This window comes from Pseudoxanthomonas sp. OG2, assembly GCF_014192765.1.
GTDB lineage: Bacteria > Pseudomonadota > Gammaproteobacteria > Xanthomonadales > Xanthomonadaceae > Pseudoxanthomonas_A > Pseudoxanthomonas_A beigongshangi.
Map to the genome: position 1 here is coordinate 2,035,343 of NZ_JACHYM010000001.1, position 26,796 is coordinate 2,062,138.

Below are 26,796 nucleotides of genomic sequence, written 5' to 3' on the forward strand. Positions count from 1 at the left end.
TATGCCGGAGCGCCCAACGCGGAAGCGATGCCCGCGTGGCGCCGGCATCGACGCGGAGGCGATGCCGGGCACCGGGTCGGCGTCAGCCGCCGACCAGCGACTTCAACTTGCGGCCCAGGCGGCTGAAGAACGACGGCTTGTCGTGCTTGCCGGCGACGGGCGCGTTCGCGGCGGGCTTGCCAGCGGCAGGCGCGGACGTGGACGCGGCGATGCCGGCGTCGGCGTTCTCCACCGGACGGCCATGACGGCGGCGGCGGCGCTTGCGCGGACCGCGTTCGCCCTCGGCGCGCTCCGGATGCGGGGCGCGCTCGCCCTCGGGACGCAGCGGGCGCTCGGCGGGTGCCGGCGTGGCGGCCGGGTTGTCCGCACGCGGCGGACGCGGGCTGCGCGGCTTGCGTTCGCCCTGCCCGCCTTCGCGGCGTTCACCCCGGCCACGCCCACCGCCACTGCCACTGCCGCCACCGCTGCGGCGGCCACCACCGCCACGGCGCTGTTCCTCGGCGCTGCGCTGTTCGCGCGCCTCGCGGAAGATCTGGCCGATACTCTCGCCTTCCTCGCCCTCGCCGCCTTCCACCGGCGCGCGTTCGGGACGCGGCAGCGCGGTCAGCAGTTCGGCGGAGACCGCTTCGACCGGAATCTTCTGCTCGATGTACGCCTCGATATCGGGCAGAGACATCGCGTAGCGCTCGCAGGCGAAGCTGATCGCGTCGCCTTCCGCGCCCAGGCGGGCGGTGCGGCCGATGCGGTGGACATAGTCCTCGGCATCGAACGGCAGGTCGTAGTTGTAGACGTGCGAGACGCCGTCGATGTGCAGGCCGCGCGCGGCCACGTCGGTGGCGACCAGGATTTCCAGCTGGCCCTTCTGGAAGCGGTTGAGCAAGGTCTCGCGCTTCTTCTGCGGAACATCGCCGGACAGCACGCCGACCCGGTAGCCGGCGCGCTCCAGCGCGCGCGCGACCCGCTCGACGAACGCCTTGGTGTTGACGAACACCATGGTGCGCGCGCCTTCGCTGCGCGACAGCAGGCCCAGCAGCAGCGGGATCTTCTCCTCGTCGGCCGGGAAGTACATGCGCTGGCGCACCCGCGCGGCGGTGACCGTCTCGGCCTCCACCACCAGCTTCTCGGGCTCGTTCATGTGCTCGTAGGCCAGCTCCAGCACGCGATGGCTGAGGGTGGCGCTGAACAGCAGGGTCTGGCGCTCGGTGCGGATCGGCATCCGCCGCAGCAGGAACCGGATGTCCTTGATGAAGCCCAGGTCGAACATGCGGTCGGCCTCGTCCAGCACGCAGACCTCGCAGGCGTGCAGGGAGACGACCTTGTGCTGCTTGACGTAGTCGATCAGGCGGCCGGGGGTGGCGATGATCACGTCCACGCCCTGCTGCAGCAGCTCGCGCTGCTTGTCGTAGTCCACGCCGCCGTACACCAGCGCGAAGCGCAGGCCCAGGTCGGCGCCGAACTTCACCGCGTCCTTGTGGATCTGGATGGCCAGCTCGCGGGTCGGCGCCAGGATCAGCGCGCGCGGGTCTTCCGGCTTGCGCTCGGCCAGGGCCGGCCGCGACAGCAGGCGATTCATCACCGCCACCAGGAACGCCAGGGTCTTGCCGGTGCCGGTCTGGGCCTGGCCGGCGACATCGCGTCCGGCCAGCGCCACCGGCAGGGTCAGCGCCTGAATGGGGGTGCAGCGTGAAAAACCGGCGTTCTCCAACCCGGCCAGGAGGACCGGATGCAGGTCGAACGAGGTAAAAGTAATGTCGGTTAAAGGTTTGTCGCTCATGCTTTCTTCTTTGCGCCGCAGTGTTCCGTTGGCGCGACTGATATAGGGACTGCTCGTGCTTGCATCGCCGTCGGCGGCGTCGCAAACTGCGCCCCCAAAGCCGGATCGCGCGGCCGCCAGGAATGACTTGATCTGGCCGCGGAACGCCCCAGTTTACCCCAAAGAGGTGGCCGTCCCCGGCCTCCCATCCGTCCGCGGCCCGCCGCGGCTCCGCAGGAGAACCCAGTGAGCGAAAAAGTAACCCATGTCGGCGACGCCGATTTCGAGGCCGCCGTTCTGCAATCCGGTGAACCGGTCCTGGTCGATTTCTGGGCCGAATGGTGCGGTCCGTGCAAGATGATCGCCCCGGTCCTGGACGAACTGGCCGAGACCTATGACGGCCGCCTGAAGGTGGTCAAGCTCAACGTGGACGAGAACCGCGCCACCGCCATCAAGTACCACGTCCGCAACATCCCGCTGCTGCTGCTGTTCAAGGACGGCCAGGTCCAGGCGACCCAGGTCGGCGCGGTCGGCAAGGGTCAGCTGACCCAGATGATCGACAAGACGCTCGGCGCCCAGACCGCCTGAGCCGGTCCGGCCGGGCGCCCCGGCTGAACCCGTGCGAACCCGCTGCGGCCCGGCGCTTGCCGTCGCCGCAGCGCGGTGCTAGTGTCCGCACATCCGGCGCCTTTTCTGCGCCGCACCCTTCTGAGTCACCCACACTCCTTCACCCGCCGCCGCGCGTTCGAGCCGGCGCTCGCCATAGCGAGGAATCGCACTTTGTCCGACAGCAGCAACGAAACCGGCGCCCCCGCCGAGAAGCGCGTGCGTAAGCCGCGCGTCGCCAAATCCGCCCCCGAAGCCGCCAGCGCGGCTCCTCCGGCCGAAGCGCCGGCCCCCGCGCCCCCGCCGCCCGCTCCGGCTCCTGCCGTCGAAGCGCCGCGCGCCGCCGCGCCCGCCCAGCCGGAAGGCGCCGCCGACACCGGCGGCGGCCAGCAGCAGGGCCAGGGGGATGGCGAGCCGCGCGACCAGCGCGACGGCAACCGCTTCAACAACAACAACAACCGCCGCGACCGCTTCCGCAACCGCCGTGACCGCGAGCGCGGCCGCGACCGCTACAACGACGGCATGCCCGGCGACGGCAACGGCGGCAACGAGAATTACGTCCCGCGCCAGATGCCGAGCGTCCCGGACGGCTTCCCGCAGTACTCGCTGGGCGACCTCAAGCGTATGCCGGCGCCCAAGCTGCTGGAAATCGCCGAGCAGCTGAACATCCAGGAAGGCGTGGCCCGCGCCCGCAAGCAGGACGTCATCTTCGCCCTGCTGAAGGTGCTGACCCGCCACGGCGAAGGCGTGGCCGCCGACGGCGTGCTGGAAATCCTGCCGGACGGCTTCGGCTTCCTGCGCGCGGCCGAGGCCAGCTACCTGGCCGGCCCGGACGACGTCTACATCAGCCCCAGCCAGATCCGCCGCTTCAACCTGCGCACCGGCGACCACCTGTCCGGCCGCATCCGCTTCCCGAAGGACGGCGAGCGCTACTTCGCGCTGTCGACCATCGACACCATCAACGGCGAGCCGCTGGAAGCGTCGAAGAACAAGGTGCTGTTCGAGAACCTGACCCCGCTGTTCCCGCGTCGCCGCTTCACCCTGGAGCGTGGCAACGGTTCGTCGGAAGACATCGCCGGCCGCATCCTCGACCTGATGGCGCCGCAGGGCAAGGGCCAGCGCGCGCTGATCGTGTCGCCGCCCAAGGCCGGCAAGACGATCATGATGCAGCAGATCGCCACCGCCATCACCACCAACCACCCGGACGTGCACCTGATCGTGCTGCTGGTGGACGAGCGTCCGGAAGAAGTCACCGAGATGCAGCGCACCGTGCGCGGTGAAGTGGTGTCGTCGACCTTCGACGAGCCCGCCGCCCGCCACGTGCAGGTCGCCGAGATGGTGATCGAGCGCGCCAAGCGCCTGGTCGAGCACAAGAAGGACGTGGTGATCATGCTCGACTCGATCACCCGCCTGGCCCGCGCCTACAACAACGTCGTGCCCAGCTCCGGCAAGGTGCTGACCGGTGGCGTGGACGCCAACGCCCTGCATCGTCCGAAGCGCTTCTTCGGCGCCGCGCGCAACGTCGAGGAAGGCGGCTCGCTGACCATCATCGCCACCGCGCTGGTCGAAACCGGCAGCAAGATGGACGAGGTGATCTACGAAGAGTTCAAGGGCACCGGCAACAGCGAAGTGCACCTGAACCGCCGCATCACCGAGAAGCGCGTCTACCCGGCCATCGACATCAACCGCTCCGGCACCCGCCGCGAGGACCTGCTGATCGAGCCGGAACTGCTGCAGAAGATCTGGATCCTGCGCAAGCTGCTCCATCCGATGGACGAAATCGCCGCGATGGAGTTCCTGCTGGACAAGATGAAGAACACCAAGTCCAACGACGAGTTCTTCGCTTCGATGAAGCGCTGAACCAACCGCAAGACGGAAACGCCGGCCCACGCCGGCGTTTCCATTTCCGGCTTCGCTTTCCTCCGATACCGCCATGGATCAACTCAACGCGATGCGCGCCTTCCGGCGGGTTGTCGAACTGGGCGGCTTCGCCCGCGCCGCCGAGGATCTGGGCGCGTCCGCGGCCGGCCTGAGCAAGCAGATCCGGCAACTGGAGGAACACCTGGGCGCGGTGTTGCTGCAGCGGACCACCCGCCGGATGAGCCTGACCGACGCCGGGCAGGCCTACTTCGCCGAATGCAGCCGGCTGCTGGACGAAATGGATCGAGTCGAGCACGCGCTGCGCGCGCAGGCCGGCCAGGTCGAGGGTCGCTTGCGGGTCAACGCACCAACCTCGTTCGGCCTGGCCGTGCTGTCGCCGCTGCTCGGGGATTTCCTGGCCCGGCATCCGCGGCTGAAGCTGGATCTGGCGCTGGACGATCGCGTGCTCGACGTGATCGGCACCGGCTTCGACGTGTCCCTGCGCGTGCGCAGCACGCTGGAGGATTCCTCGTTGATCGCGCGCCGGCTCGGCACGATCCAGCAGATGCTGTGCGCTTCGCCGGACTATCTGCAGCGGCGCGGCGTGCCGGGCACGCCGTCCGAGCTGCTCCAGCACGATGTGCTCGCCTACGCCTTGGCCGACACGCCCGACAGTTGGCAATTGCAGGGCCCCGAAGGAATGACGCGGGTGGCGCTGCCGCCGGCGCGCACCGTCGTCAACAACAGCCTGATGCTGCGCGATCTGCTGTGCGTCGGCCTCGGCATCGGCGCGCTGCCTTCGTTCCTGGCCGCGCCGGCCATCGCCGCCGGCCGTCTGCGGCGCATCCTGCCGGCCTGCGGTTATCCGCCCCGGCAGGTGTATGCGATCTATCCCACCACGCGGCACCTGCCGCCCAAGGTGCAGGTCTTCGTCGATTTCCTCGCCCAGGCGCTGCCGCCCCTGCTGGAAACCGATTCGTAACCGGCAGCGAAAACTGTCCGCACCCGCGAGGCATTTTTCGCCGCCGGCCACGCGCTCAAGCTGGGAATCCCCGGGCCGCCTGTTCCAGGCGCCCGCTCCACAAGGATTCCCGCAACATGAGTGCTTCCCTTCCCCGTCCCCTGCGTCATCTGGCCCTGTCCGCGCTGCTGGCCGCTTCCCTGTCCGCCGCCGCGAACGGCCATGCCGGCGAGGTCGGCACCAGCCCCTGGGGTCCCGGTGACGAAATCGGCCGGCTCAACCTGATCACGCCCGAGTCCCGCGCCGCGATCCTGTCGCGCGTCGATGGCCGTCGCGCCTATGACCTGGCCACCGATTACTACATCGGCATGCCCAGCTGGCAGGGCGCGGGCGATCCGCACTACCAGTTCTGGATGACCCATACGCCGCGCGGCACCGCCGTCGACGATCCGATGGGCGTGGGCGACCCGCTCAACGCCAGCACCAGCTACACCGGCACCGCGTTCTCGATGTACAGCCACACCGGCACCCACATCGACGCGCTCAACCATTTCGGCCTGCACGGCCGGATCTGGAACGGCTTCAGCGCCGACGAACACCTGGGCGATCGCGGCTGGCGCAAGGCCGGCATCGAGAAGTTCCCGAACCTGATCGCCCGCGGCGTGCTGATCGACGTCGCCGCGGCCAAGGGCGTGGAAATGCTGGCGGATCAGTACCGCATCACCCGCGCCGACCTGCAGGCGGCGCTGGCGAAGCAGAAGGTGAAACTGCAGCGCGGCGACGTCGTGCTGATCCGCACCGGCCGGATGCGCCTGTTCGACCAGCCGGATGCCTACATGGCCAATCCTCCAGGCATGAGCCTGGACGCGGCGCGCTACCTGGTCGAGGACGGCGGAGCGATGGTGGTCGGCGCCGACAACCTGAGCTTCGAGACTTTTCCCTCGCAGGAACCCGACGCCTACGTTCCGCTGCACACCTACCTGCTGGCCGAACAGGGCGTGCCGATCATCGAGCTGATCGCCCTGGACGAACTCTCGCGTGACAAGGTCTACGAGTTCGCCTTCATCGGCGGCCCGCTGAAGATCCGGGGTGGCGACGCGGCGCCGTTGCGGCCGATCGCGCTGCCGTTGCGATAGTCGCGCGCGTACCAGCGTTACCGGAACGCCCCCGTAATGCGGGCGTTCCGTACCTGCTTACGGATGGCCTCAGCCAGACAGCGGCGTGAGCAGGCGCCGGCCCTTGCCGATCTCGTAGACCTCCCCGGCCACCAGCGCATCCGGCGCGCACGCATCGTCCTGCCCCATCCAGGGCGCGCTCTGGCGAGGTCCGGGAATGTAGGCACGCCATTCGCCGTAGCCGGGTAGCTTTTCGCCCCAGAAGAGGAAGTCCACCGGTACGCGCACCTGCCAGAACGGGGCATTGGCGGTGTCGCCTTCTGTGGGCGGCTGGAATCGCCAGCGCCTGGCCGCCGTCAGCGCCGCTTCCGAAAGCCATTTGCGCATCTGCCGCATCTGGCGCTCGTTGCCGACGGTGCCCAGGTTGACCTGCTCGGCAAGCACTTCGCCGACCGAACCGTCCCGCTCCACCTTGATCACCAGGTACACGCTGCCGCGCGCGCCCATGCGCACGGCATTCTCCGGAAAACGTGGCGGCGTCATCTGGATGCTGCGAACCGAGTCGGCGCGCTGCCGGAGCTTTTCCGGATCCGCTTCGTCACCGAAGTGGCCACCGGTCAGCGTCACCCGGTAGTTGCCATCTTCGAGTCGGTTGGCCACCACCCGCAGGCTCATCCTGGCCTTGCCACGCCGCGGATGGCCATCAATCACGACCGGTTCGAACTTCCATCCGCCCGAGGCTTTGTCGATCAACTCCGCGACCGCTGCCGGCAACTTCTCCCGCTGATCGATATCGAGCCGGCCAACCGCGCCATCGGCTTCAATGATCACCCAGCCGGTCACCAGCATGCTGGCCTCGGTCTGCTTCCTGATCTCCTTGATGCTCAACTCCGCACTGGCGGCGCCGCTGATCAGCAGCGCCGCGACGCACAGGCAAGCGCGCGCGATTGCCAATGTTCCTTTCATCGCAAGTTCCTCGAATGATCCGCCATCGAGCCTAGCGGGCGAGGAAACCGCCTTCAATTAACATTGAAATTCCCGCAGGTCACGGGAAATTGCGCGAACGCCTCGGCTAACGGAGCGCCTCCGCGTCCAAGGCCAGGCAATACTCAGCCCGACAGCGGCGTGAGCAGGCGCCGGCCCTTGCCGATCTCGTAGACGCCGCCGGCCACCATGGCATCCGGAGCGTCGTCCTCGCCATGCTCCGATTGCATCCACGGCGCACTCTGGCGGTGGCCCGGAACATAAACCTCCCACCGGCCGTAGCCCGGCGCTTTCTTCTCGGGCATCTTGTAATCCACGGGCACCCGCACCAGCCAGAACGGCGCCGCCGCCTCCGCTCCTTCCGTTGGCGGCCGGAAGATCCATTTCTTCGCCACCGCCAGGGCCGACTCGGAGAACGCGTCACGGGCCTGCTGCATCAATCGCTCGTTGCCGACAAAGCCCAGATTGACCTGTTCGGCGATCACATCCGCAACCGTGCCATCGCGCGCCACCTTGACCACCAGATACACGGTGCCCTGTGCGCCCGCGCGCGCCGCGCCTCCCGGATAGGCGGGCGGCAAGAGCTTGACGCTCCGCACGGAGTCATTGCGCTTCTGGCGCTCTTCCGGACTGATCGCCTCGTCGCCGAAATGGCCGCCGCGCAGCGCCACCTGGAAGTCGCCATTCGGCAGCTTGTTGGCCACCACCCGCAAGCTCATCCGCGCCTTGCCGCGGCGCGCGACGCCATCGACCAGGATCGGTTCGAACTTCCAGCTCGCAGCGGCCTTGTCGATCAGGCCGGCTACGGCCGGTGGCAGTTTCTCGCGCTGATCGAGATCCAGTTTCGCCACCGTGCCGTCCGGCTCGATGATGACCGCGCCGGTCACCAGCATGCTGGCCTCGACCTGCGCGCGGACTTCCTTGATGCCGGCAACCGCCGTGCAGGCGATACCGAGCAGCAATGCGATCGCCAGCCATCGGCCCATTCCGCGCATTTCCATGATCATGTCGTTGCTCCTCCGCTATTCGTCCGACACCGGAACGCCTGCATATTCCCCATGACGACTCAGCCTCCTCCTTCCAGTCGCCTGAAAGGCGAATCCAATGCCACCGGACGCTGCTCGTCGCCCTGTTTCATCAGGGCCATGCATTCGGGCTTATCGACCTTCGCGTTCGCCGCCACGGTCCCGCGCAAGCGGCGTTCGAAGTGCAAGGGCATCCTCATTCGCGTCCGGACCGGCTTTCCGTCCACTTCTTCCGGCATGAAACGCAGCTGCTCCACCCAATCCTCGATGGCCTGCTGGAACAGGCGCCGGCTGCGTGCCGGCTTGAACTCGACCGTTTCCAGCGTGGCACTACCGTCGGGTTCCACCACGAACTGCACCAGCCCACTGCCGCCGGCCTGTTGCTTCACCGCTTCGACCGGGTATTGCGGCGGCGGCGACCTCCCATCCGGTCGCCACGCGCCCGGCCCGGCGCCCTTGTAGTCGATCGCCAGTTGATAGCCTTCAGACACCGGTGCGGCGCATGCGCCCAGGGTCAGGTAGGTCTTGCCTGCGCGCGGCTGTCCATCGATATCGGGCGGCACGAATCGCCACTGCATGATCTGGTTGCGGACAAAGGACGCCACCACCTCCGGTAGCTGCTCCGGAAGCTGGATATCCGTGGGACGCCCCATCGCGTCGATGCTCACCGCGGCCCGGGTCTGGAACATCAACAATTCCTGCTCCCCGGGATTGGCCGCCGATGCGACGCAGGTGCAGGCCATCAACAAGGCCGCTGTCAGTATCCGGCCACGTCGCCGTGGAAAACCCCATCGCTTCATCCTTCTTCCCCCATCCCATCCCTGTCCATGCTTGTCCCGGAAAACGCGATCAGAGCGCGGTTCCCACCACGTGCGTCTTCAGCTTCACCGAATAGTCCAGCGCCAGGACTTCGCCGTCCTTCAAGCCGGACGCATCAAACGCCTGGCGGGAAGGCGCGAGCCAGGGGATCGGTCGGGCTGGCCCTGCCGATTCGTAGTGCCAGCCCTCCCGTGGAGGGCGGTCCACATTCATCCGGTAGCTGATCGGCACGATCAGGGTGGTGTCCCCTTGCTCGTGCAGGGCCGTATCGACGGGTTCGAACGTCCAGTCGCGCGCGGCTTCCACCGACGCGGTTTCCAGCAGCGCTCCCCACTTTTCGGCCGCCTTGGCGGCAACTTTCTTGTACGGCCAGGAGGTCTGCACGGCCACGGCGTCAATCACCTTGCCCGAAGCATCGACCCTGACCGCCACCAGTACGTCGCCGCCCACGCCATTGATCGCCGCCTGCTTGGGATAGCGCGGCGGCTTCATCGAGACCGCGTCCCGATACCCCGAGAAGCGGACGTCCTCCACTTGCAATTGGAAGCCCTCGGTCACCTCTCGGGCGATCAGTGTCAGGTGAACGCGGGCCTTCGCATGGGTCGCCTTGCCGTCACGCAGCACAGGCTCGAACTTCCATTGCCGCACCGAGCGCTCGACCAGCGACTTGACCTCCGGCGTCAGCTCGGTGTCGATCCGGTAATCGAACACGGCACCGGTCGGGTCGATACCGATTTCCCCGTTTACCGGCAGCCGCAGCCCCGCATCCTGGGCCAGGACGGTCGTTGCCATGGCCCACAGGGCCAAACCCAGAATCCTTTTCATCAACCATTCTCCGGTTCGACGACCACGAAATGCGGATCCCGCCTAGAGCGCGGTCCCCACCACGGGCGTTTTCAGTTTCACCGAGTAGTCCAGCGCCAAGGCTTCGCCCTGCTTCAAGCCGGTCGCGTCGAAGGCCTGCTGTGCCGGCTCCAGCCAGGGAATGGGCCTGGCGGGTCCCGCCGATTCCTGGCGCCATCCCGCCGTGGCCAGGGGCGCGTTCACCCGAAAACTGATCGGCACCACCAGCGTGGTATCGGCCGGTTCGGATTGCGCGGGATCGCTCGGTTCGAACCGCCACTTGCGGGCGGCATCAACGGATGCCTTTTCCAGTACCTTGCCCCAATAACGCATCGCGCTTTCGCTGATCTTCTCGTACGGCCACGCGCTCTGCACCGCGGCGGCGTCAACGACCTCGCCCTGGGCGTCGACCCGCACCGCCACCAGCACATCGCCGCTGATGCCGGCCCGGGCGGCTTCCGGCGGATAGCGTGGCGGATTCATCAGCGCCGTCTTGCGATAGCCCGAGAAGCGGGCCTCCTCCACCTTCAGCTGGAATCCGCCGTCCACCTGGTGCGCGATCAGGGTCAGGTGCATGCGCGCCTTGGCGTGGGTGGCGACACCGCCACGCAATACCGGTTCGAACTTCCATTGCCGGACCGAACGCTCCACCAACGCCTTGACCTCGGGCGTCAGTTCGGAGTCGATGCGATAGTCGAATACGGAACCCGCCGGGTCGATGCCGATTTCCCCGTTCACCGGCATCCGCAGCTCCGCGGTCTGGGTCTGTGTCTGTGCCTGGGCCAGGGCGGCCAGCAGCCACAGTGCGATTCCCCAAATCCCCTTCATCTCCCGCTCCCTGGATGAACCGTCGCCGAGCCTAGCGCGGACGTTGGCCGGCTTCAATCGCCGCGGCCGGCCCGGGTCGCGGGGGCTGCCTGCATAATGTCCTTCGACCCCGAGGTGAATGCATGCACGGTAGCGGCCTGGAACTGACGTTGGTGTTTCTGCTGGCCGCGGTCATAGCGGTACCGGTGTTCAAGCGGCTGGGCATCGGCGCGGTGCTGGCCTACCTGGTCGCCGGCGTGGTGCTGGGGCCGGACGGCATGGCGCTGGTGCGCGATGCGGACCGGGTCCTGGACGCGGCGGAAATCGGCGTGGTGATGATGCTGTTCGTCATCGGCCTGGAATTGTCGCCGTCGCGCCTGCGGGTGATGCGCAAGCCTGTGTTCGGCGCCGGTGGCCTGCAGGTCCTGCTCACCGCGCTGGCGCTGGGCGGCATCGCCCTGCTGGCCGAGCACCACTGGAAAACCTCGCTGGTGATCGGCCTGGGACTGGCGCTGTCCTCGACCGCGGTCAGCCTGCAGTTGCTGTCCGAGCGCAAGGAACTGACCAGCGAGCACGGCCGGCTCGGCTTCGCCATCCTGCTGTTCCAGGATCTGGTGGCGATTCCGTTGCTGGCGGCGATTCCGCTGCTGGGCGGAGCCAAGAACGAGACCCTGACCTGGACCATGGTGTTCCAGGCCATCGGTGCGATGGCGATCGTCATTTTCGGCGGGCGACTGCTCCTGCGGCACATGTTCCGGGTGGTGGCACGCACGCGGATGCCGGAAGTGTTCACCGCCAGCGCGCTGCTGGTGGTGCTGGGCACGGCCTGGTTCATGCAGCTGGCCGGGCTGAGCGCGGGCCTGGGCGCATTCCTGGCCGGCGTGCTGCTGTCGGATTCGGAATTCCGGCACGAGCTGGAATCGCAGATCGAACCCTTCAAGGGCCTGCTGCTGGGCCTGTTCTTCATCGCCGTGGGCATGGACATCGATCTGGATCGGGTGGTCGCCGAACCGCAGATCATCAGCGCCGGCGTGCTGGTGCTGTTGCTGGTGAAGTTCGGCATCCTCTTCCTGCTCGGCCTGTGGCCTGGCCGGCTGGGCGTGCGCGGCGCGCTGATGCTGGGCGGCGCGCTGTGGCTGGGCGGCGAGTTCGCGTTCGTGGTGTTCAACGAAGCCGCGCGCGTGAAGCTGCTGGACGCCGACGTGCGGGATCGCCTGGTCGCCATCGTGGGTGTATCGATGGCGCTGACCCCGCTGCTGATGATGGGCATCTCGCGCTGGGTTTCGGGCATCGCCCGGCCCGTGCAGGACACGCGCGCCTTCGACGACATCCCGGATCAGACCCCGCAGGTTCTGATTGCCGGCATGGGCCGGTTTGGCCAGATCGTGGCGCGCGTGCTCACTTCGCAGCGGATCCCGTTCGTCGCCCTCGAACACAGCCCGGAGACGGTGGACACGCTGCGCCGGTTCGGCGGCGCGCGCATCTACTACGGCGATCCCACTCGCCCCGATCTGTTGCGTTCGGCCGGCGCGCAGCACGTCAAGGTGTTCGTGATCGCGATGGACGATCCGGACACCAACATCAAGGCGGTTCGGCTGATCCGCCGCATGTATCCGAACGCCAAGGTGCTGGCGCGCGCGCGCAACCGCCAGCACGCGTGGCGGCTGATGGATCTGAGCACCGAACCATTCCGCGAGACGCTGGGCACGAGCCTGGAAATGGCCGAGCAGACGCTGGTGGCGCTGGGGCGTTCGCCCGAGGCGGCGGCCCAGCAGGCCCGGCGTTTCCGCGAGCACGACGAGAAGCTGCTGCGCGCGCAGTACCTGGTCTACGACGATGACGCGGCGGTCGTGCAGACCGCGCGCGACGCCGTCGGCGATCTGGAGAAACTGTTCGAGGCCGATGCCAGCGACGAGGATACCGGCGCCACGGATGCCGCGCCGCGCGCGACCTGAGGGACACGCGGGAGCGGCGGGGCGACGGGCTTCAGCCGCCGGGTTCGCGCAGGAAACGCGCCATCGAGGCACCGGGCGCCACCGGCACGAACTCGCCGGCCACGTCGACGAAACCGCGCATCACCGCGATCTCGCGCGGGGTGCGGTTCAGGGCATCGCGCAAATCCGGATCCGCACCCGCGCGCAGCAAGCGCTGCACCACCCGCAACAGGCCATGCAGCGCGGCCAGGTGCAGCGGACCGAAACCGCGCGGATCCTGGGTTTCCAGGGAAACCTCCTCATCGAGCAGGCGCTCGACCCCGGCCAGCACGACCTCCTCGTCGCAGGCGGTGCCCGGTTCGGCGCGCGCCCCCAGCAACAGCAGCAGCGGTGTGACCGAACCGGCGGCGACCTGATCGGGTTCGGCGCCGGACAGCAGCAGGGTGTCGAACAGCGCGACCAGCCGTGGCTTGTCGCGCGAGGTGAAACCGTACAGGGCGGCGCAATGCAGCGGCGTCAGGCCCTGCGCATCGCCGGCATGCACGTTCGCGCCCGCGGTCAGCAGGCGCGCGACGATGTCCGGCAGTCCCAGCGCGGCCGCCAGCATCAGCACGGTGACGCCGCCCGGCAGGCGGTGTTCCAGTGCGGCGCCGGCCTGCAGCAGCAGCGCCACGATCTCGGCCTGGCGCATGCTCACCGCCGCCGACAACGGGGTGGCGCCGGTGTTCGCCGCGTTCTGCGGATCCGCGCCGCGCGCCAGCAGCAGTTCCACAGCAGCGCGATGACCGCCGCCGGCCGCGCGCAGCAGCGCGGTGCAGCCCTGCGCGTCCGGAGAATCCACCGCGAATCCCAGATCCAGCAAGCGGCGCACCGCGTCGGCGTCGCCGACCATCGCCGCCGCCGGCAGATCGGCGGGCCGCAGCGCGCGGCGCGGCAACGCCCAACCACGCCAGTCCAGCCAGTCGGCCAGATCGCGGCGGCCGCTGGCCAGGGCCACGCCCAGCGGGGTCTGGCCATCGGCGGCGCGCGAATCCGGGCATGCGCCCTTGGCGATCAGTTGGCGCAACGCGAGTTCGCGGCCCAGCGCCGCGGCCAGGTGCAACGCGGTCATGCCGTGGCTGTCGCGGGCTTCGCGATCCACGCCGATATCCAGCAGCCGGTCCAGCAGTCGCGACCAGCCCAGTCGCACCGCCAGCGCCAGCGGCGGATCTCCCAGCGGCGAGGCCGCGAAGGGATCGGCGCCGCGTTCCAGCAGGTCGCAGGCGAACTGCTCCAGCCCGCGCCCGATCTGTTCGCCACGCGCGCAGGCGTCGAGGAAGCGCGCCAGTCCGCCGGCCCCCGCCGGGGACGCGGCGCGGCGCAGCAGGACCTGCACCGAGGCCATGGCCTCGCCGCCACGCGACAGCAGCGCGAACAGCGGCGTGTCGCCGGCCGGATCCAACGCATCGGCGTCCGCGCCCTGCGCCAGCAGCCATTCCAGGCGTTGCGGCGAAAGCGCGATCTCGGGGTCGTGCAGCAGCGCACCCAGCTCCTGGCGCGATGCCAGCCGCGCCAGCGGCGCCAGTTCGCCGCGCGGGCGATCCGCGTGCAGCCCATCGCGCAGCAGCGCGATCGGCGCGCGATCCGGCGGCGGCTGGTCGTCGTCGCCGGCACTTACCGCCGACGGCAGCGGATAGGCGGCATCCAGCGCGGACACGATCGCCCAGCGGCCCGCCTCGGCGGCGAGATCCACCGCGCGCCGGCCCTGCGCATCGGGCTGATCCGCCGCCACGCCCAGGTCCAGCAGGCGCCGGATCAACGCCGGCGAGGCATTCTCGGAGGCGCAGGCCACGCGAACCGCGTTGCGCTGTTCGGTGTCGCTCACGGTCACGTCCACGCCCGCTTCGGCCAGTCGCTCCAGCACCGCGATGCGGCCGCCACGCGCGGCTTCCAGCCACGGCGTGCGCCCCTGTGCATCGTGGGCATGCACATCGGCGCCCGCGGCCAGCAGCGTGTTGACGATGTCGATATGGCCGGCGAGCGCGGCTTCGTGCAGCGCGCTGCGGCGCTCACCGTCGCGGGTGTCGACCTTGGCGCGGTGCTTGAGCAGCAACTGCACGCCGGCGGGGTCGTCTTCCTCGGTGGCGGCGGCGGCCAGCAGCACCGGTTGCCCGCCGGCCGGTTCGGGACGCGCGCCACGCTCGAGCAGGAACTTGGCCAGGCGCCAGTTGCCGGCCACGCAGGCCACGCCCAGCGGACTCAGGCCATCCTGGTTGATGGCATCGATCTCGGCGGCGGCATCGCGCAACAGGGCGACCACGCCGGGATCGGAACTGCGCGCGGCATGATGCAGCGGGGTGTTGCCTTCGCCATCGGCGACCCGCGGATCGGCGCCGTTGGCCAGCAGGGTGGTCACCGCGTCGGGACGGCCATGCCAGCTGTCGCGGGTGGCGGCCAGCAGCGGGGTCATGCCGGCGTGGGCGTGGTTGAGATCCACGCCATGGCCGATCAGGGTGCGCAGCAGGCGCAGATCCGGCAGCACCGCGGCCAGCACCGGCAGGCTGCGCTGATCGCGCGAGGACGGCGCCGGCAGCGCATGCGGATCGGCGCCGGCTTCCAGCAGTTCGAGCGCGCGATCGACCCGGCCGCCGCGGGCGGCGTCGAACAGGGCCTGTTCCAGATCCGCTTCGTGGACCGGTGCGGGCGCCGTTGCGCTTTCCTGCATTGGCGGCAGGCCGGCACTCATTTCCACCACCGGCAGGCCGCGCGCGGCGGCGATGGACTGGATGCCCCAATGCAGCGCCGGCAGCGCCAGCACATAGATCGGGGCGACGATCAGCCGCGTTTGCGCCGGAAGCAGATCCGGCCACGCCAGCACCAGGCCGCCGGCGATCGCCAGCGCCACCAGCGCGGCCACGCCCAGCCCGCGCCAGGCATGGAAATCCCGCTCGGCCAGCGCGCGCCAATGCCAGCCCAGGCTGCCCGGTTCGCGCTCGATGCCCTGCCACAGCGGCCAGGTCCGCCACAGGCCGATCAACAGCACGCCCACCACCGCGCTCAGGCCCAGCGCCGCCTGCAGGCTGCCGCTGTCACCCAGCGCCGACAGCGGCCAGGCGATCAGCACCGCCACGGTCACGAACGCGCCGCCCCAGGCGATCAGCAGGGCCGGCAGCGATTCGCGCCAGTCGCGCGCCACCGGCAGCGGCCGGCTGCCGCGCTGCCACGACCAGGCCAGCGCCAGCGCCGGCTGCGCCAGCCAGGCGCCGAACGCCGCCAGCGGGCCACCGACCCAGCCCAGCGCGGCCAGGGCCACGCCCAGGAGACCGGCGATCGCGGCCAGCCGGCGTTGTTGGCTTGCGGACTCAGGCATCGGTGGATTCGTCGCTGTCCGGCTGCGGCGGGAACTGGATATGGAATCCGCGCGCGGCGAGGTTGCCGCGCACCACCCCGGCGTCTTCCCGGGCCAACTTGCGTTCGGGGGTGAGCGCCACTTCCAGCACGAAGCTCAGGTCGCCCAGTTGGGTGCGCAGCGGTTCGGGCAGGCGGGTGAAGTCGTCGCGCGCGGCCAGGTACACATAGGTGTCCGCCTTGCGCAGGCTTTTGTAAACGAAGGCTTGCATCCGCGCGTACGCGTCCTGCCGTGGAAAAGTAGGGAATGGCGGAGATTGTGGAGGAAACCCGAATGCGGGGAAACCCTGCACGTTCAGGCCTCGCATGACCATCGGCGGGCGATGCCGGCATCCGCGGCTGCTACGCTTGCACCCTTTCACACCGGCCTAACGGAAACTCCATGCGCCACGTTCTGCCCGCCCTGCTCCTGCCACTGTCGCTGGCCCTCGCCGGCCCCCTTTCCGCGCAGGAAGCCACGCCACTCACCATCGAACAGGTGATGGCGGATCCGGACTGGATCGGTCCGCCGGTCGAACGCGCCTGGTGGTCGTGGGATGGCCAGCGCGTGCAGTACGACCTCAAGCGGCCGGGCAGCCTGAGCCGCGACACCTACGTGCAGGCCGTCGCCGGCGGCCGCGCCGCCGAACGCGTCGGCGATGCCGAGCGCGGTGGCCTGGACGCACCGAACCCGCAGATCGACGCGCGCGGGCAGCGCATGCTGTTCGTACGCAACGGCGATGTGTTCCTGCGCGATCTGCGCAGCGGCGCGCTGACCCAGCTCACCCGCAGCAACGACACCGAGGCGCAGGCGCGCTTCGCCCGCGACGGCGGCGTGATCTGGCGCAGCGGCAACGACTGGTATCGCTGGACCGCGCAGGGCGGCACCACCCAGGCGCTGGTGCTGCGCGCGGAAAAGGATCCCAATGGCGCGCCCAAGGCCGACGCGCTGCGCGAACAGCAGCTGCGCACGCTGGAGACCCTGGCCCGGGATCGCGCGTTGCGCGATGCCGCGCGCCAGCAGGACGACGCCTGGCGCAAGGCCGACGGCAGCCGCGCGCCGGCGCCGGTCTACCTCGGTGCCGACGTCGCCATCGCCGACAGCGCGATGTCGCCGGATGGCCGCTGGGCGCTGGTGGTGACCCAGGCCAAGGGCGCCGACGAAGGCCAGGAAGGCAAGATGCCGATGTACGTCACCGAGTCCGGTTACGAGGAATTCCAGAGCGTGCGCACCCGCGTGGGCCGCAACGATCCGGTGCCGCAGTCGCTGTGGCTGGTCGACGTGGCCGCGGGCAGCGTCCGGCCGCTGGCCTACGACGCGTTGCCCGGCATCGCCGAGGATCCGCTGGCCGCGATGCGCAAGGCGGCGGGCAAGGATCCGCTCAAGGGCAACCGTCCGCTGCGCGTCGAGAGCGAAGCCACTGCCGCGATCGCCTGGAGCGACGACGGCCGCCAGGTCGCGGTGCAGTTGCACGCGATCGACAACAAGGACCGCTGGATCGCCACCGTGGACCTGGCCGGCGCGCGCCTGCAACCGCGCCACCGGCTCAGCGATCCGGCCTGGATCAACTGGAACAACAACGAATTCGGCTGGTTGCCCGACGGCAGCCTGTGGCTGCTGTCCGAGCAGTCCGGTTATTCGCACCTGTACACCGTCCAGGGCAACGGCAAGCCGCGCCAGCGCACCAGCGGCCGCTGGGAAGTGACCTCGCCGGTGCCGACCACTGACGGCAGCGCCTTCTTCTTCCTGTGCAATCGCGCCAATCCCGCCGACTACGAAATCTGCCGGCTGGATCTGGCCGGCGACCAGGTCAGCGAGGTCACCGCGCTGGACGGCGTGGAGCGCTTCGCGCTGTCGCCCGATGATCGGCGCGTGCTGGTCAGCCATTCCAGCGCCTACGTGCCGACCCAGCTGTCGGTGGTCGACGCGGCCGGCGGCACGCCGACCGCGCTCACCGACACCCGCACGCCGGCCTTCAAGGCGCGCGAATGGATCCAGCCGGAAATCGTGCAGGTGCCGTCGAAGCATGGCGCGGGCCAGGTATGGGGCAAGTACTACGGGCCGAAGACGCTGGAGCCGGGCAAGCGCTATCCGATCGTGATGTTCGTGCACGGTGCCGGCTACCTGCAGAACGTGCACCATCGCTACCCCACCTACTTCCGCGAGCAGATGTTCCACAACCTGCTGGTGCAGCGCGGCTACATCGTGCTGGATCTGGACTACCGCGCCAGCGAGGGTTATGGCCGCGACTGGCGCACCGCGATCTATCGCAACATGGGCCATCCGGAGCTGGAGGACTACCTGGACGGCCTGGACTGGCTGGTCGAGACCCGCCAGGGCGATCGCGACCGCGCCGGCATCTACGGCGGTTCCTACGGCGGCTTCATGACCTTCATGGCGCTGTTCCGCAAGCCGGGCGTGTTCAAGGCTGGCGCCGCGCTGCGTCCGGTGGTCGACTGGACCCAGTACAACCACGAATACACCTCCGGCATCCTCAACACCCCGGAGCTGGATCCGCAGGCCTACCGCACCTCCTCGCCGATCGAATACGCCGCCGGGCTGCAGGATCACCTGTTGATCGCGCACGGCATGATCGACGACAACGTGTTCTTCCGCGATTCGGTGGTGCTGACCCAGAAACTGATCGAACTGCACAAGGACAACTGGGAACTCGCGCCATATCCGCTGGAGCGCCACGGCTTCACCCGCGCCGATTCCTGGCTGGACGAATACAAGCGCGTGCTGAAGCTGTTCGAGAACAACCTGAAGTAAGCGTCATGCCGGCCGCGCCACGTTCCCAGTTCGTCACCATCACCGCGTGGCTTTCGCTCGCGCTGGCGCTGGTGGGCGTGCTGACCGGACTCCTGCAGTGGGCGATGTTCGCCGCCAGCCCGGCGGATCAGGGCCTGCTGGACGCGCTGACCGCCGGCGGCGGGTCCGGCCTCCCGCTGCCGCCATCGCTGCTGTGGGTGTTCGATCACCTTGGCCTGTTGCTGCTGGCGTCGCTGCTGTCATCGGTGCTGCTGGCGGTGGCCTCGTGGGGCCTGTTGCAGCGCCGTGAATGGGGCCGCTTCGGCTTCATCGTCCTGCTCGCCGGCGGCGCCCTGCTGACACTGGCGGGGGCTTTCGCTTTCGACGGGCTGATGGGCGATCTGAACGCACGGGCCGGGTTCGATCCCGCCAACGTGGATCCATTGCTGGCCAACCTGCAGGCGGCCATGCGGATGGCGATCTACGCCGCCGCGTTGCTGATCGGGATCCTGCACGGCGCCATCGTGTGGAAACTGTGCACGCCCGCCGTGCGCGCGGAATTCCACTGACGCTCGGAGTCCGCGCGGCGTCGATATACTGGCGCCCCCCACAACGAGCGTTTGTTCATGTCACGAGCATGGATGCTGACCGCGCGGATCGCCGGTGCCCTCCTGATTGGCCTCCCCACCCTGGCGCTGGCCGCGTCGCCCGCCTGCGGCGTCTACCGCAACGCCGATGGCAGCCGCGAGCTGCGCATCGAGACGACGGCCACCGCGACCGAGCACACCTCGTACCAGGCGCCGCGTCCGCTGGCCTACGCCCCGGCCGGCGACAACATCACCGCCTACGATCTGGAAAGCGCCTACTCCGAAACCTGGACGCCGGAAAACGGCGGCCGCGCGCTGCGCACGGAAATGGACGAGGTCTACACGCTGGCGCAATCCGCGCAGTGCGCGACGCCTCCGCCAGCGCCCAACGACGGCTGCCGCGCGGATCTGGCCGGCTGCTTCGACGCCCGGACCGAGGCCGATGAGCCGACCCTGGCGCGCTGGTGCGAACAGGAAGCCCTGCCGTTCGCCTGCGTGGCGCTGATTGAAGGCTTCCAGGAAGCCGCCGATCAGGCATCGCGCGGCGACGCCGGGACGGAAGAGGCGCCGCCGGAGTGTGTGGAAGGCCATCCGGCCTTCTCCGAAGCCGCCTGCGAGGTCAAGGTCAAGGAGGCGATGACGCGCGCCTTCGCCGATGCCTTCAAGGGCATGTACGCCGACGATCTTCCCCTTTCCGGGCCGCACCTGGATCGCAGCCTGGCGTTGTGCCAGCGCAGCGGTTCGGCCAAGGTCTGCGGCGCAGCGGCGGAGAAACTGTGGAACGCCGGGCGCTACCTGGATGCGCGCGCAGCGCTCACCCTCGCCTGCGAGCGCGGCGGCGACAAGGACGCCTGCGGCAAGACGGCACCGCTGGCGGCGCTGACCGCGGCGGACCTGCGCGCCGCGCCGGCCACCGCCCTGCCCTGCGGTGCCTACGCGGCGGAGAGCGGACTGATGTCCGAACTCGGCTTCGGCGATGCCGGTCGGGTCGAAGGCGGCTTCGGCAGCGTCATGCGTGCGCGCCTGGAGAACGGCCTGATCCGCATCCGCCACGACAAGGGCGGCGATTTCGTATTCAAGGCGATTGGCGGCGATCGCCTGCTCGGCCTGGACAGCTGGAACCGCTACGCGGTCTACCGGCGTGGCGAAGGCGGCGCGGATCGCTGCGCGCCGCCGCGCCAGTTCGTCGAGCACCCGCTGGTCGAGGATTGCCCCGCCATCAGCCAGGCCGGCGGCGCCGAAGCCTGCTGCAAGGCCGGCAAGCTGCAGGGCTGCAACGCGCTGGGTCACCAGCGCGCGCTGGAAGGCAATTGGGCCGCCGCCCAGCCGCACTATCTGCGGATCTGCGCGGCCGGCGTGCGCGTGGGCTGCGAGAACCTGATCCGGGCCTATGCGGAAACCGGCGATGACGCCGTCATCGAGTCGATGCGCGCCGTGTGCGCCAAGGACGAACGCCACGTCGCCTGCGATGTGCTGGAAACGTCCAACTGGGAACAGATGGGCGTCGGCCGCGCGCTCCAGGACGCCTTGCGCGAACTGGAACAGGAAGCCGGCGACGACGCCCCGGAAGAAAGCGAAGCGACGCCCTGACGATCGCCCCGGTGCCGCCGCACCGTCCGCCGGAAAAGGACGGCAGTGGCGGCCCGCCGCTAGAATGACGGGCATGAACGACATCATGCCCGTCCGCGACTATCTCACCGACCTGCAGGACCGCATCTGCGCCGCCATCGAGGCGGCCGACGGCCAGGCCCGCTTCCAGGAAGATCTGTGGAACCGGCCCGAAGGCGGCGGCGGCCGCACCCGCGTGCTGCGCGGCGGCGGCGTGTTCGAGCAGGCCGGCATCGGCTTTTCCGACGTCTCCGGCAGCAAGTTGCCGCCCTCGGCGTCCGCGCATCGTCCCGAGCTGGCCGGCGCCTCCTGGCGCGCGGTCGGCGTCTCGCTGGTGTTCCATCCGCGCAATCCCTTCCTGCCCACCACCCACGCCAACGTTCGCCACTTCCGCGCCGAGCGCGACGGGCAGGCGGTGGCGTGGTGGTTCGGCGGCGGTTTCGACCTGACCCCGTTCTACCCGTTCGACGAGGACGTCCTCCACTGGCACCGCACCGCGCGCGAGCTGTGCGAACCGTTCGGCGGCGCCGAGCGCTATGCCGCGCACAAGCACTGGTGCGACGAGTATTTCTTCCTGAAGCACCGCGGCGAGACCCGTGGTGTCGGCGGCCTGTTCTTCGACGACCTGGGGCAGGATTTCGAACGCGACTTCGCCTACCTGCGCGCGGTCGGCGACGGTTTCCTCGATGCCTACCTGCCGATTGTCGAGCGCCGCAAGGACACGCCGCACGGCGAACGCGAGCGCGAGTTCCAGTTGTACCGCCGCGGCCGCTACGTGGAGTTCAACCTGGTCTACGACCGCGGCACCCTGTTCGGCCTGCAGAGCGGCGGCCGCGCCGAATCCATCCTGATGAGCCTGCCGCCCTACGTGCGCTGGGAATACGGCTACCAACCCGAAGCCGGCAGCGCCGAGCAGCGCCTGCGCGACTACCTGCGCCCGCGTGACTGGTTGAACGAACTGGGGTGAGCCGGTGGGGCGGTCGCTCTGCCATACCCCCAGGCGAATCGCTTTCGGTCCCCCTTCTGCAAGCGCCTTTCAACAGCCGCATGGCAGGTCCAAGGGGGAGGAACGGCGGGTGTGGCCAACGCGACGGATATGCCGTGGTGGTGGGATGAAATCCCCGGAAACCTCCCTTTTGTCACTCGGCGCCACAATCGCTCAGCGCGATGCGCGGTCGCACATCCTCGAATCGCCGAAGCGAACGTCAAGGACGCACGAATCCGGTAGGAGCGCCGTCCCCGGCGCGAGCCTTTGCGCGGATTGCGAAGCTTCAAAAGCTCGCGGCCGGAGGCCGCTCCTACCGGGGGGCTTGTCCTTTGAAAAAAGGGGCGGTCCCCCGCGAAGCGGTTAAAGGGGATTTGCTTTCAGCATGAAGACTGGCGCTTCCGCCAACCGGATGACCGGTCACCCCTCACGCGCGTCGCGCCACCAGCGTGATGTGTCCATTGGTTTCCAGCACCGCCAGATGGATCTCGTCGATCGCGTCGATGCCCGCCTCGCGCATCGCCTTGTCGAAATCCTCGCGGCTGATCAGCTCGCGCCGCAGGACATCCTTGTAAACCTTGCCCTCGCGTGCCAGCAGCACCGGCGAACCTTCCACCAGCGCCTCGAACCGGCGGTTGCGCGCCGACGCCAGGCCCACCAGCCAGTTGATCGCCATCAGCGTGCCCGCCAGCAGCAGACCGCCACCCACCGAAGCGTCCTCGCCCAGCAGCGCGTTCTGGACCGCGTTGCCCAGCAGCACCACCAGCAGCATGTCGAACGAGGTGAACTGTCCCATCGTGCGCTTGCCGGATACCCGGATCATCACCAGCAGCGCGAAGTAGACGATGACCGCGCGGGCGATGAAGCCCCACCAGGGCATCGAGAGGTTGAACGTCTGATGCAGGAAGGAATCCATGTCCAGGCTCCGTTCGGGTTGCCGACACGTTAGCGTGCCCGGTCTCGAAGGACGCACAAATAAAAAGCCCCGAAGACCAGGGGGAGGTCATCGGGGCCAGGGGAACGGGGACCTGGGGAGGGGTCGCCGTTCCGGGGAGATCGCTCCAGGGGATGGGAGAGATCCGCGACAGACGTTGCATCTGTCGCGAGTTATCTGACCATTTCCCACATGGATGGTTCGTGAAGATTCCCGTTAAGAATCCGTGGAATTAAGGCCGCATTCATTTTATTGAACTGCCCAGTTCAAAAATTGAATCGCACCCTGTTTCTACATCCCGCGCGCAAGTTTCTGGTTGTCAACGGGTTTCCGGATTTAGACGTTCAAATCGGTCTCAGTGGGCCTGATCCCAGTCGTCGCCGACCCCGCTGTCGACCACCAGCGGAACGATGAGTTGCGCCGCCGCCGACATCCGCGCGCCGGCCTCGGCCACCAGCGTGGGCACGAAGTCGGCATCGGCCTCGAACACCAGTTCGTCGTGCACCTGCAGGATCATCAGCGCGCGTTCGCGATGCTCGGCCAGCCACGCGTCCACCGCGATCATCGCGCGCTTGATGATGTCCGCGGCCGTGCCCTGCATCGGCGCGTTGATCGCCGCGCGCTCGGCGCCTGCACGCTGTCCCTGGGTACCCTTGTTGATGTACTCCAGGTACAGCCGGCGGCCGAACACGGTCTCCACGTAGCCATGCTCGCGCGCCTGCTGGCGGGTGCGCTCCATGAAGTCGCGCACGCCCGGATAGCGGCTGAAGTACAGCGCGATGTAATCCTGCGCCTCGCCGCGGCCGATGCCGAGCTGGCGGGCCAGGCCGAATGCGCTCATGCCGTACATCAGGCCGAAGTTGATCGCCTTGGCCGCGCGGCGCTCGTTGGAGGTCACGTCCTCCAGTTGCCGGCCGAACACTTCCGCCGCGGTCGCCTTGTGGATGTCGGCGCCCGATTCGAACGCGCGCACCAGGCCCGGATCCTCGGACAGGTGCGCCATGATCCGCAGCTCGATCTGCGAATAATCGCAGGCGATCAGCTTGCGCCCCGGCGGCGCCACGAACGCCTTGCGGATGCGGCGGCCGTCCTCGGTGCGGATCGGGATGTTCTGCAGGTTGGGATCGGTGGACGACAGCCGGCCGGTGGCCGCACCGGCCTGGTGATAGCTGGTGTGCACGCGGCCGGTGACCGGATTGACCATTTCCGGCAACTTGTCGGTGTAGGTGCTGCGCAGCTTGGCCAGCCCGCGGTACTCGAGGATCACGCGCGGCAGTTCGTGCTGGTCGGCGATTGCCTCCAGCGCCTCCTCGTTGGTGCTGGGCTGCCCGGTCGGGGTCTTCAGCACCGCCGGCAGCTTGAGTTCGTCGAACAGCAGCGCCTGCAGCTGCTTGGGCGAATCCAGGTTGAAGCTGCGCCCGGCCAGTTCGGTGGCCTTCTGCTGGGCGGCCAGCATGCGCTTGGCCAGGTCCGCGCTCTGCCGGCGCAGTTCGTCGCCGTCGATGCGCACGCCATTGGCCTCGATGCGCGCCAGCACCGGCACCAGTGGCATCTCGATGTCGCGATATACGCGTTCCAGACCCGGCTCGGCGGCGAGTTTCGGCGCCATCACCCGGTGCAGGCGCAGGGTCACGTCGGCGTCCTCGGCGGCGTAGCGGGTGGCGTCGTCCAGCGCCACTTGCGAAAACAGGATCTGCTTGGCGCCCTTGCCCGCGACCTGTTCGTACTTGATGGTGTCGTAGCCGAGGAAGCGCTTGGCCAGGCTGTCCATGTCGTGGCGGTTGCTGCCGGAGTTGTATACGAAGCTCTCCAGCATGGTGTCGTCGGCATAGCCGCCGACCTCCACGCCATGGCGGCGCAGCACGTGCAGATCGTACTTGCCGTGCTGGCCGAGCTTGCGCTTGCCGGGATCGGCGAACAGCGGCGCCAGCCGCGCCAGGGTGGCGGCCTGGTCCAGTTGCGCGGGCGCGCCCGGATAGACGTGCCCCAGCGGCAGGTAGGCCGCCTTGCCGGGTTCCACCGCGAAACTCATTCCGACCAGGTTGGCCTGCATCGCGTCCAGGCTGTCGGTCTCGGTGTCGAAGGCGAACTCGTCGGCCGCCGCCAGCCGGGCGATCCAGGCCTCGAGCTGGGCCTCGGTCAGGACCGTTTCGTATTCGCCGGGCGCGGACCACGCCGCATCGATCGGCGCGGCATCCGGCGCCGGCCCGGACACGAAACCGGTGCCGCGCGCGCGGCCGGGTTCCTTCTCCGCGACCGCGCCGGCGGCGGCGCCGCCGTCCAGTTCCTTCAAGGCCTGGTTGAAACCGTAGCGCGAATACAGCTCGCGCAGTTCGCCGACATCGCGATTGCGCAGCGCCAGCGTCTCCGGCCCGCCGGGCAGCGCCACATCGGTCTTGATGGTGACCAGTTCACGGTTCAGCGGTAGCCGCGGCAGCGCCGCGCGCAGGTTCTCGCCGATCTTGCCCTTGATGCCGTCGGCGCCGGCGACGATCGCATCGAGCGTGCCGTATTCGCCCAGCCACTTGGCGGCGGTCTTGGGACCGCACTTCTCCACGCCGGGCACGTTGTCCACGGTATCGCCCATCAGGGCGAGGAAGTCGACGATCTGCTCCGGCCGCACGCCGAACTTCTCCATCACCGCCTCGGCCGAATCCATCCGGCTGCCGCTCATGGTGTTGACCAGCGCCACGCCCGGTCGCACCAACTGGGCGAAATCCTTGTCGCTGGTGGAAATGGTGACGTCGATGCCCTGCGCCGCGCCCTGCAGCGCCAGCGTGCCGATCACGTCGTCGGCCTCCACGCCTTCCACGCACAGCAGCGGAAAGCCCAGCGCCTCGACGATCCGGCGCATCGGTTCCACCTGCGCGCGCAGATCCTCGGGCATCGGCGGACGGTTGGCCTTGTACTCGGGATACAGGGCGTCGCGGAAGGTCGGTCCGCTGGCATCCAGCACGAAGGCCACGTAGTCGGGCATTTCCTTGAGCGTGGCGCGCAGCATGTTGACCACGCCGAACAGCGCGCCGGTCGGTTCGCCGGCGGCGTTGGTCAGGGGCGGCAGCGCATGGAACGCGCGGAACAGGTAGCTGGATCCGTCGATCAGGACTAGTCGTTTCATGCGGCGATTCTACGCCCCGCCGCGGGCGCGGCGTCACGGCGCATTGGCGTCGATTGGCGCATAATCCCCGAACCGGTCATTCCCGAGGAGTCCGCGATGTCCCGCATGACGTTGGCACCCGCCGCGCTTGCCGTGTTGCTGCTGGCAGGTTGCGCGTCGATGGGCGGCGCCCAGGACGATCCCGGCGTGGATCTGGCCGACGCCCAGGTCGCGGTCCGCACCGAAACCAATGGCGACGTGATCGAGGAATACCGCGTGGCCGGCCAGCTGCGCATGGTCAAGGTCACTCCGGCGCGGGGTCCGGCCTATTACCTGATCGACGAAAACGGCGACGGCCGGCTGGACAAGAGCAAGGGCGAAGGCCCGGTATCGCCGGTGTACTGGAAGATCTACGGCTGGTGAGTCGCGGTTTCGGTCGCGGATGGTGGTTTACCGGTTCGTGATGCTCTTGCTGCGACGGGAAAACGCCGCTTGGCTCCCGGGCGCGTGCCCCCTTCCGCCCTTCGGGCACCTTCCCCCGCAAGCGGGGGAAGGAATTGGCGACGGCCGGCTGGACAAGAGCAAGGGCGAAGGCCCGGTGTCGCCGGTGTACTGGAAGATCTACGGCTGGTGAGTCGCGGTTTCGGTCGCGGATGGTGGTTTACCGGTTCGTGATGCTCTTGCTGCGACGGGAAAACGCCGCTTGGCTCCCGGACGCGTGCCCCCTTCCGCCCTTCGGGCACCTTCCCCCGCAAGCGGG

General features: G+C 68.7%; 20 protein-coding genes. 10 read left to right on the forward strand and 10 right to left on the reverse strand.

The annotated features are described in order from the left end of the window. Positions 1-82: 82 nt before the first annotated feature. Entirely contained in the window at positions 83-1,774 is a 1,692-nt protein-coding gene (gene rhlB / locus FHW78_RS09360) for an ATP-dependent RNA helicase RhlB (protein ID WP_183639614.1), read from the reverse strand. 225 nt (positions 1,775-1,999) lie between these two features. Between rhlB and trxA the strand changes: the two genes are divergently transcribed. The 4 genes from trxA (at position 2,000) to FHW78_RS09380 (ending at position 6,316) form a co-directional block, all read left to right on the forward strand. After that, positions 2,000-2,341 (forward strand): thioredoxin TrxA, encoded by a 342-nt coding sequence (trxA, locus tag FHW78_RS09365; RefSeq protein ID WP_141455103.1) that lies wholly within the window; start codon positions 2,000-2,002, stop codon positions 2,339-2,341. Positions 2,342-2,533: 192 nt separating this feature from the next. Then, the gene (rho, locus tag FHW78_RS09370; protein WP_183639615.1) at positions 2,534-4,219 is read left to right on the forward strand and encodes a transcription termination factor Rho; all 1,686 of its coding nucleotides are present in this window, start codon (positions 2,534-2,536) and stop codon (positions 4,217-4,219) included. Between the two features lie 73 nt (positions 4,220-4,292). Next, entirely contained in the window at positions 4,293-5,201 is a 909-nt protein-coding gene (locus tag FHW78_RS09375; RefSeq protein WP_183639616.1) for a LysR family transcriptional regulator, read from the forward strand. Positions 5,202-5,317: 116 nt separating this feature from the next. After that, positions 5,318-6,316, forward strand: coding sequence for a cyclase family protein (locus FHW78_RS09380; RefSeq protein ID WP_183639617.1), 999 nt, complete (start codon positions 5,318-5,320; stop codon positions 6,314-6,316). Between the two features lie 69 nt (positions 6,317-6,385). Here the strand turns inward: FHW78_RS09380 and FHW78_RS09385 are convergent, their stop codons facing one another. The 5 genes from FHW78_RS09385 to FHW78_RS09405 all read right to left on the reverse strand — a co-directional run bounded on the left by FHW78_RS09385 (position 6,386) and on the right by FHW78_RS09405 (position 10,794). Continuing rightward, positions 6,386-7,261 (reverse strand): energy transducer TonB, encoded by an 876-nt coding sequence (locus tag FHW78_RS09385; protein WP_183639618.1) that lies wholly within the window; start codon positions 7,259-7,261, stop codon positions 6,386-6,388. 143 nt (positions 7,262-7,404) lie between these two features. Further along, on the reverse strand, positions 7,405-8,286 hold the full coding sequence (locus FHW78_RS09390) for a TonB family protein (protein WP_255443177.1): 882 nt from the start codon (positions 8,284-8,286) through the stop codon (positions 7,405-7,407). 59 nt (positions 8,287-8,345) lie between these two features. After that, complete coding sequence (locus tag FHW78_RS09395; RefSeq protein ID WP_183639619.1) at positions 8,346-8,993, reverse strand: TonB family protein; 648 nt, start codon at positions 8,991-8,993, stop codon at positions 8,346-8,348. Positions 8,994-9,153: 160 nt separating this feature from the next. Next, positions 9,154-9,948: an energy transducer TonB gene (locus FHW78_RS09400; protein ID WP_183639620.1), complete on the reverse strand. Its 795-nt coding sequence runs from the start codon at positions 9,946-9,948 to the stop codon at positions 9,154-9,156. 42 nt (positions 9,949-9,990) lie between these two features. Beyond that, positions 9,991-10,794: an energy transducer TonB gene (locus FHW78_RS09405; protein ID WP_183639621.1), complete on the reverse strand. Its 804-nt coding sequence runs from the start codon at positions 10,792-10,794 to the stop codon at positions 9,991-9,993. 122 nt (positions 10,795-10,916) lie between these two features. Here FHW78_RS09405 and FHW78_RS09410 point away from each other — a divergent pair, with 122 nt between their 5' ends. Next, the gene (locus FHW78_RS09410; protein ID WP_183639622.1) at positions 10,917-12,728 is read left to right on the forward strand and encodes a monovalent cation:proton antiporter-2 (CPA2) family protein; all 1,812 of its coding nucleotides are present in this window, start codon (positions 10,917-10,919) and stop codon (positions 12,726-12,728) included. Between the two features lie 31 nt (positions 12,729-12,759). Here the strand turns inward: FHW78_RS09410 and FHW78_RS09415 are convergent, their stop codons facing one another. Next, positions 12,760-16,056 carry an ankyrin repeat domain-containing protein gene (locus FHW78_RS09415; protein WP_183639623.1) on the reverse strand — a complete coding sequence of 1,099 codons (3,297 nt, stop codon included), beginning with the start codon at positions 16,054-16,056 and terminating at the stop codon, positions 12,760-12,762. Next, the gene (locus FHW78_RS09420; protein ID WP_183639624.1) at positions 16,049-16,306 is read right to left on the reverse strand and encodes a YcgL domain-containing protein; all 258 of its coding nucleotides are present in this window, start codon (positions 16,304-16,306) and stop codon (positions 16,049-16,051) included. The genes FHW78_RS09415 and FHW78_RS09420 overlap by 8 nt, the downstream gene beginning before the upstream one ends. Before the next feature lie 182 nt (positions 16,307-16,488). Between FHW78_RS09420 and FHW78_RS09425 the strand changes: the two genes are divergently transcribed. The 4 genes from FHW78_RS09425 (at position 16,489) to hemF (ending at position 21,987) form a co-directional block, all read left to right on the forward strand. Then, positions 16,489-18,846, forward strand: coding sequence for a S9 family peptidase (locus tag FHW78_RS09425; protein WP_183641298.1), 2,358 nt, complete (start codon positions 16,489-16,491; stop codon positions 18,844-18,846). A 5-nt stretch (positions 18,847-18,851) separates the two neighbouring features. Then, a complete protein-coding gene (locus FHW78_RS09430; protein ID WP_183639625.1) occupies positions 18,852-19,394 on the forward strand; it encodes a hypothetical protein in 543 nt (180 codons plus the stop codon). Positions 19,395-19,451: 57 nt separating this feature from the next. Then, positions 19,452-21,002, forward strand: a complete 1,551-nt coding sequence (locus FHW78_RS09435; protein WP_183639626.1) for a hypothetical protein — start codon at positions 19,452-19,454, stop codon at positions 21,000-21,002. A gap of 73 nt (positions 21,003-21,075) precedes the next feature. Beyond that, positions 21,076-21,987: an oxygen-dependent coproporphyrinogen oxidase gene (hemF, locus tag FHW78_RS09440; protein WP_183639627.1), complete on the forward strand. Its 912-nt coding sequence runs from the start codon at positions 21,076-21,078 to the stop codon at positions 21,985-21,987. 445 nt (positions 21,988-22,432) lie between these two features. Here the strand turns inward: hemF and FHW78_RS09445 are convergent, their stop codons facing one another. Both FHW78_RS09445 and polA read right to left on the reverse strand, forming a co-directional pair. After that, positions 22,433-22,909 carry a YetF domain-containing protein gene (locus FHW78_RS09445; protein ID WP_183641300.1) on the reverse strand — a complete coding sequence of 159 codons (477 nt, stop codon included), beginning with the start codon at positions 22,907-22,909 and terminating at the stop codon, positions 22,433-22,435. A gap of 385 nt (positions 22,910-23,294) precedes the next feature. Then, on the reverse strand, positions 23,295-26,057 hold the full coding sequence (gene polA / locus FHW78_RS09450) for a DNA polymerase I (RefSeq protein ID WP_183639628.1): 2,763 nt from the start codon (positions 26,055-26,057) through the stop codon (positions 23,295-23,297). A 96-nt stretch (positions 26,058-26,153) separates the two neighbouring features. On the opposite strand from polA, the gene FHW78_RS09455 reads away from it, so the two are divergent. Further along, a complete protein-coding gene (locus FHW78_RS09455; RefSeq protein ID WP_183639629.1) occupies positions 26,154-26,459 on the forward strand; it encodes a DUF2782 domain-containing protein in 306 nt (101 codons plus the stop codon). Positions 26,460-26,796: the final 337 nt, after the last annotated feature.

Bases quoted from the DNA above. Each gene is read 5' to 3' on its own strand.
- FHW78_RS09380 (WP_183639617.1), top strand. From the start codon at position 5,318: ATGAGTGCTTCCCTTCCCCGTCCCCTGCGTCATCTGGCCCTGTCCGCG.
- FHW78_RS09400 (WP_183639620.1), bottom strand. From the start codon at position 9,948: ATGAAAAGGATTCTGGGTTTGGCCCTGTGGGCCATGGCAACGACCGTC.
- FHW78_RS09405 (WP_183639621.1), bottom strand. From the start codon at position 10,794: ATGAAGGGGATTTGGGGAATCGCACTGTGGCTGCTGGCCGCCCTGGCC.
- FHW78_RS09420 (WP_183639624.1), bottom strand. From the start codon at position 16,306: ATGCAAGCCTTCGTTTACAAAAGCCTGCGCAAGGCGGACACCTATGTG.
- hemF (WP_183639627.1), top strand. From the start codon at position 21,076: ATGAACGACATCATGCCCGTCCGCGACTATCTCACCGACCTGCAGGAC.
- FHW78_RS09410 (WP_183639622.1), top strand. From the start codon at position 10,917: ATGCACGGTAGCGGCCTGGAACTGACGTTGGTGTTTCTGCTGGCCGCG.
- polA (WP_183639628.1), bottom strand. From the start codon at position 26,057: ATGAAACGACTAGTCCTGATCGACGGATCCAGCTACCTGTTCCGCGCG.
- FHW78_RS09435 (WP_183639626.1), top strand. From the start codon at position 19,452: ATGTCACGAGCATGGATGCTGACCGCGCGGATCGCCGGTGCCCTCCTG.
- FHW78_RS09375 (WP_183639616.1), top strand. From the start codon at position 4,293: ATGGATCAACTCAACGCGATGCGCGCCTTCCGGCGGGTTGTCGAACTG.
- FHW78_RS09415 (WP_183639623.1), bottom strand. From the start codon at position 16,056: ATGCCTGAGTCCGCAAGCCAACAACGCCGGCTGGCCGCGATCGCCGGT.
- rhlB (WP_183639614.1), bottom strand. From the start codon at position 1,774: ATGAGCGACAAACCTTTAACCGACATTACTTTTACCTCGTTCGACCTG.
- FHW78_RS09395 (WP_183639619.1), bottom strand. From the start codon at position 8,993: ATGTTCCAGACCCGGGCCGCGGTGAGCATCGACGCGATGGGGCGTCCC.
- FHW78_RS09430 (WP_183639625.1), top strand. From the start codon at position 18,852: ATGCCGGCCGCGCCACGTTCCCAGTTCGTCACCATCACCGCGTGGCTT.
- FHW78_RS09455 (WP_183639629.1), top strand. From the start codon at position 26,154: ATGTCCCGCATGACGTTGGCACCCGCCGCGCTTGCCGTGTTGCTGCTG.
- FHW78_RS09390 (WP_255443177.1), bottom strand. From the start codon at position 8,286: ATGATCATGGAAATGCGCGGAATGGGCCGATGGCTGGCGATCGCATTG.
- FHW78_RS09385 (WP_183639618.1), bottom strand. From the start codon at position 7,261: ATGAAAGGAACATTGGCAATCGCGCGCGCTTGCCTGTGCGTCGCGGCG.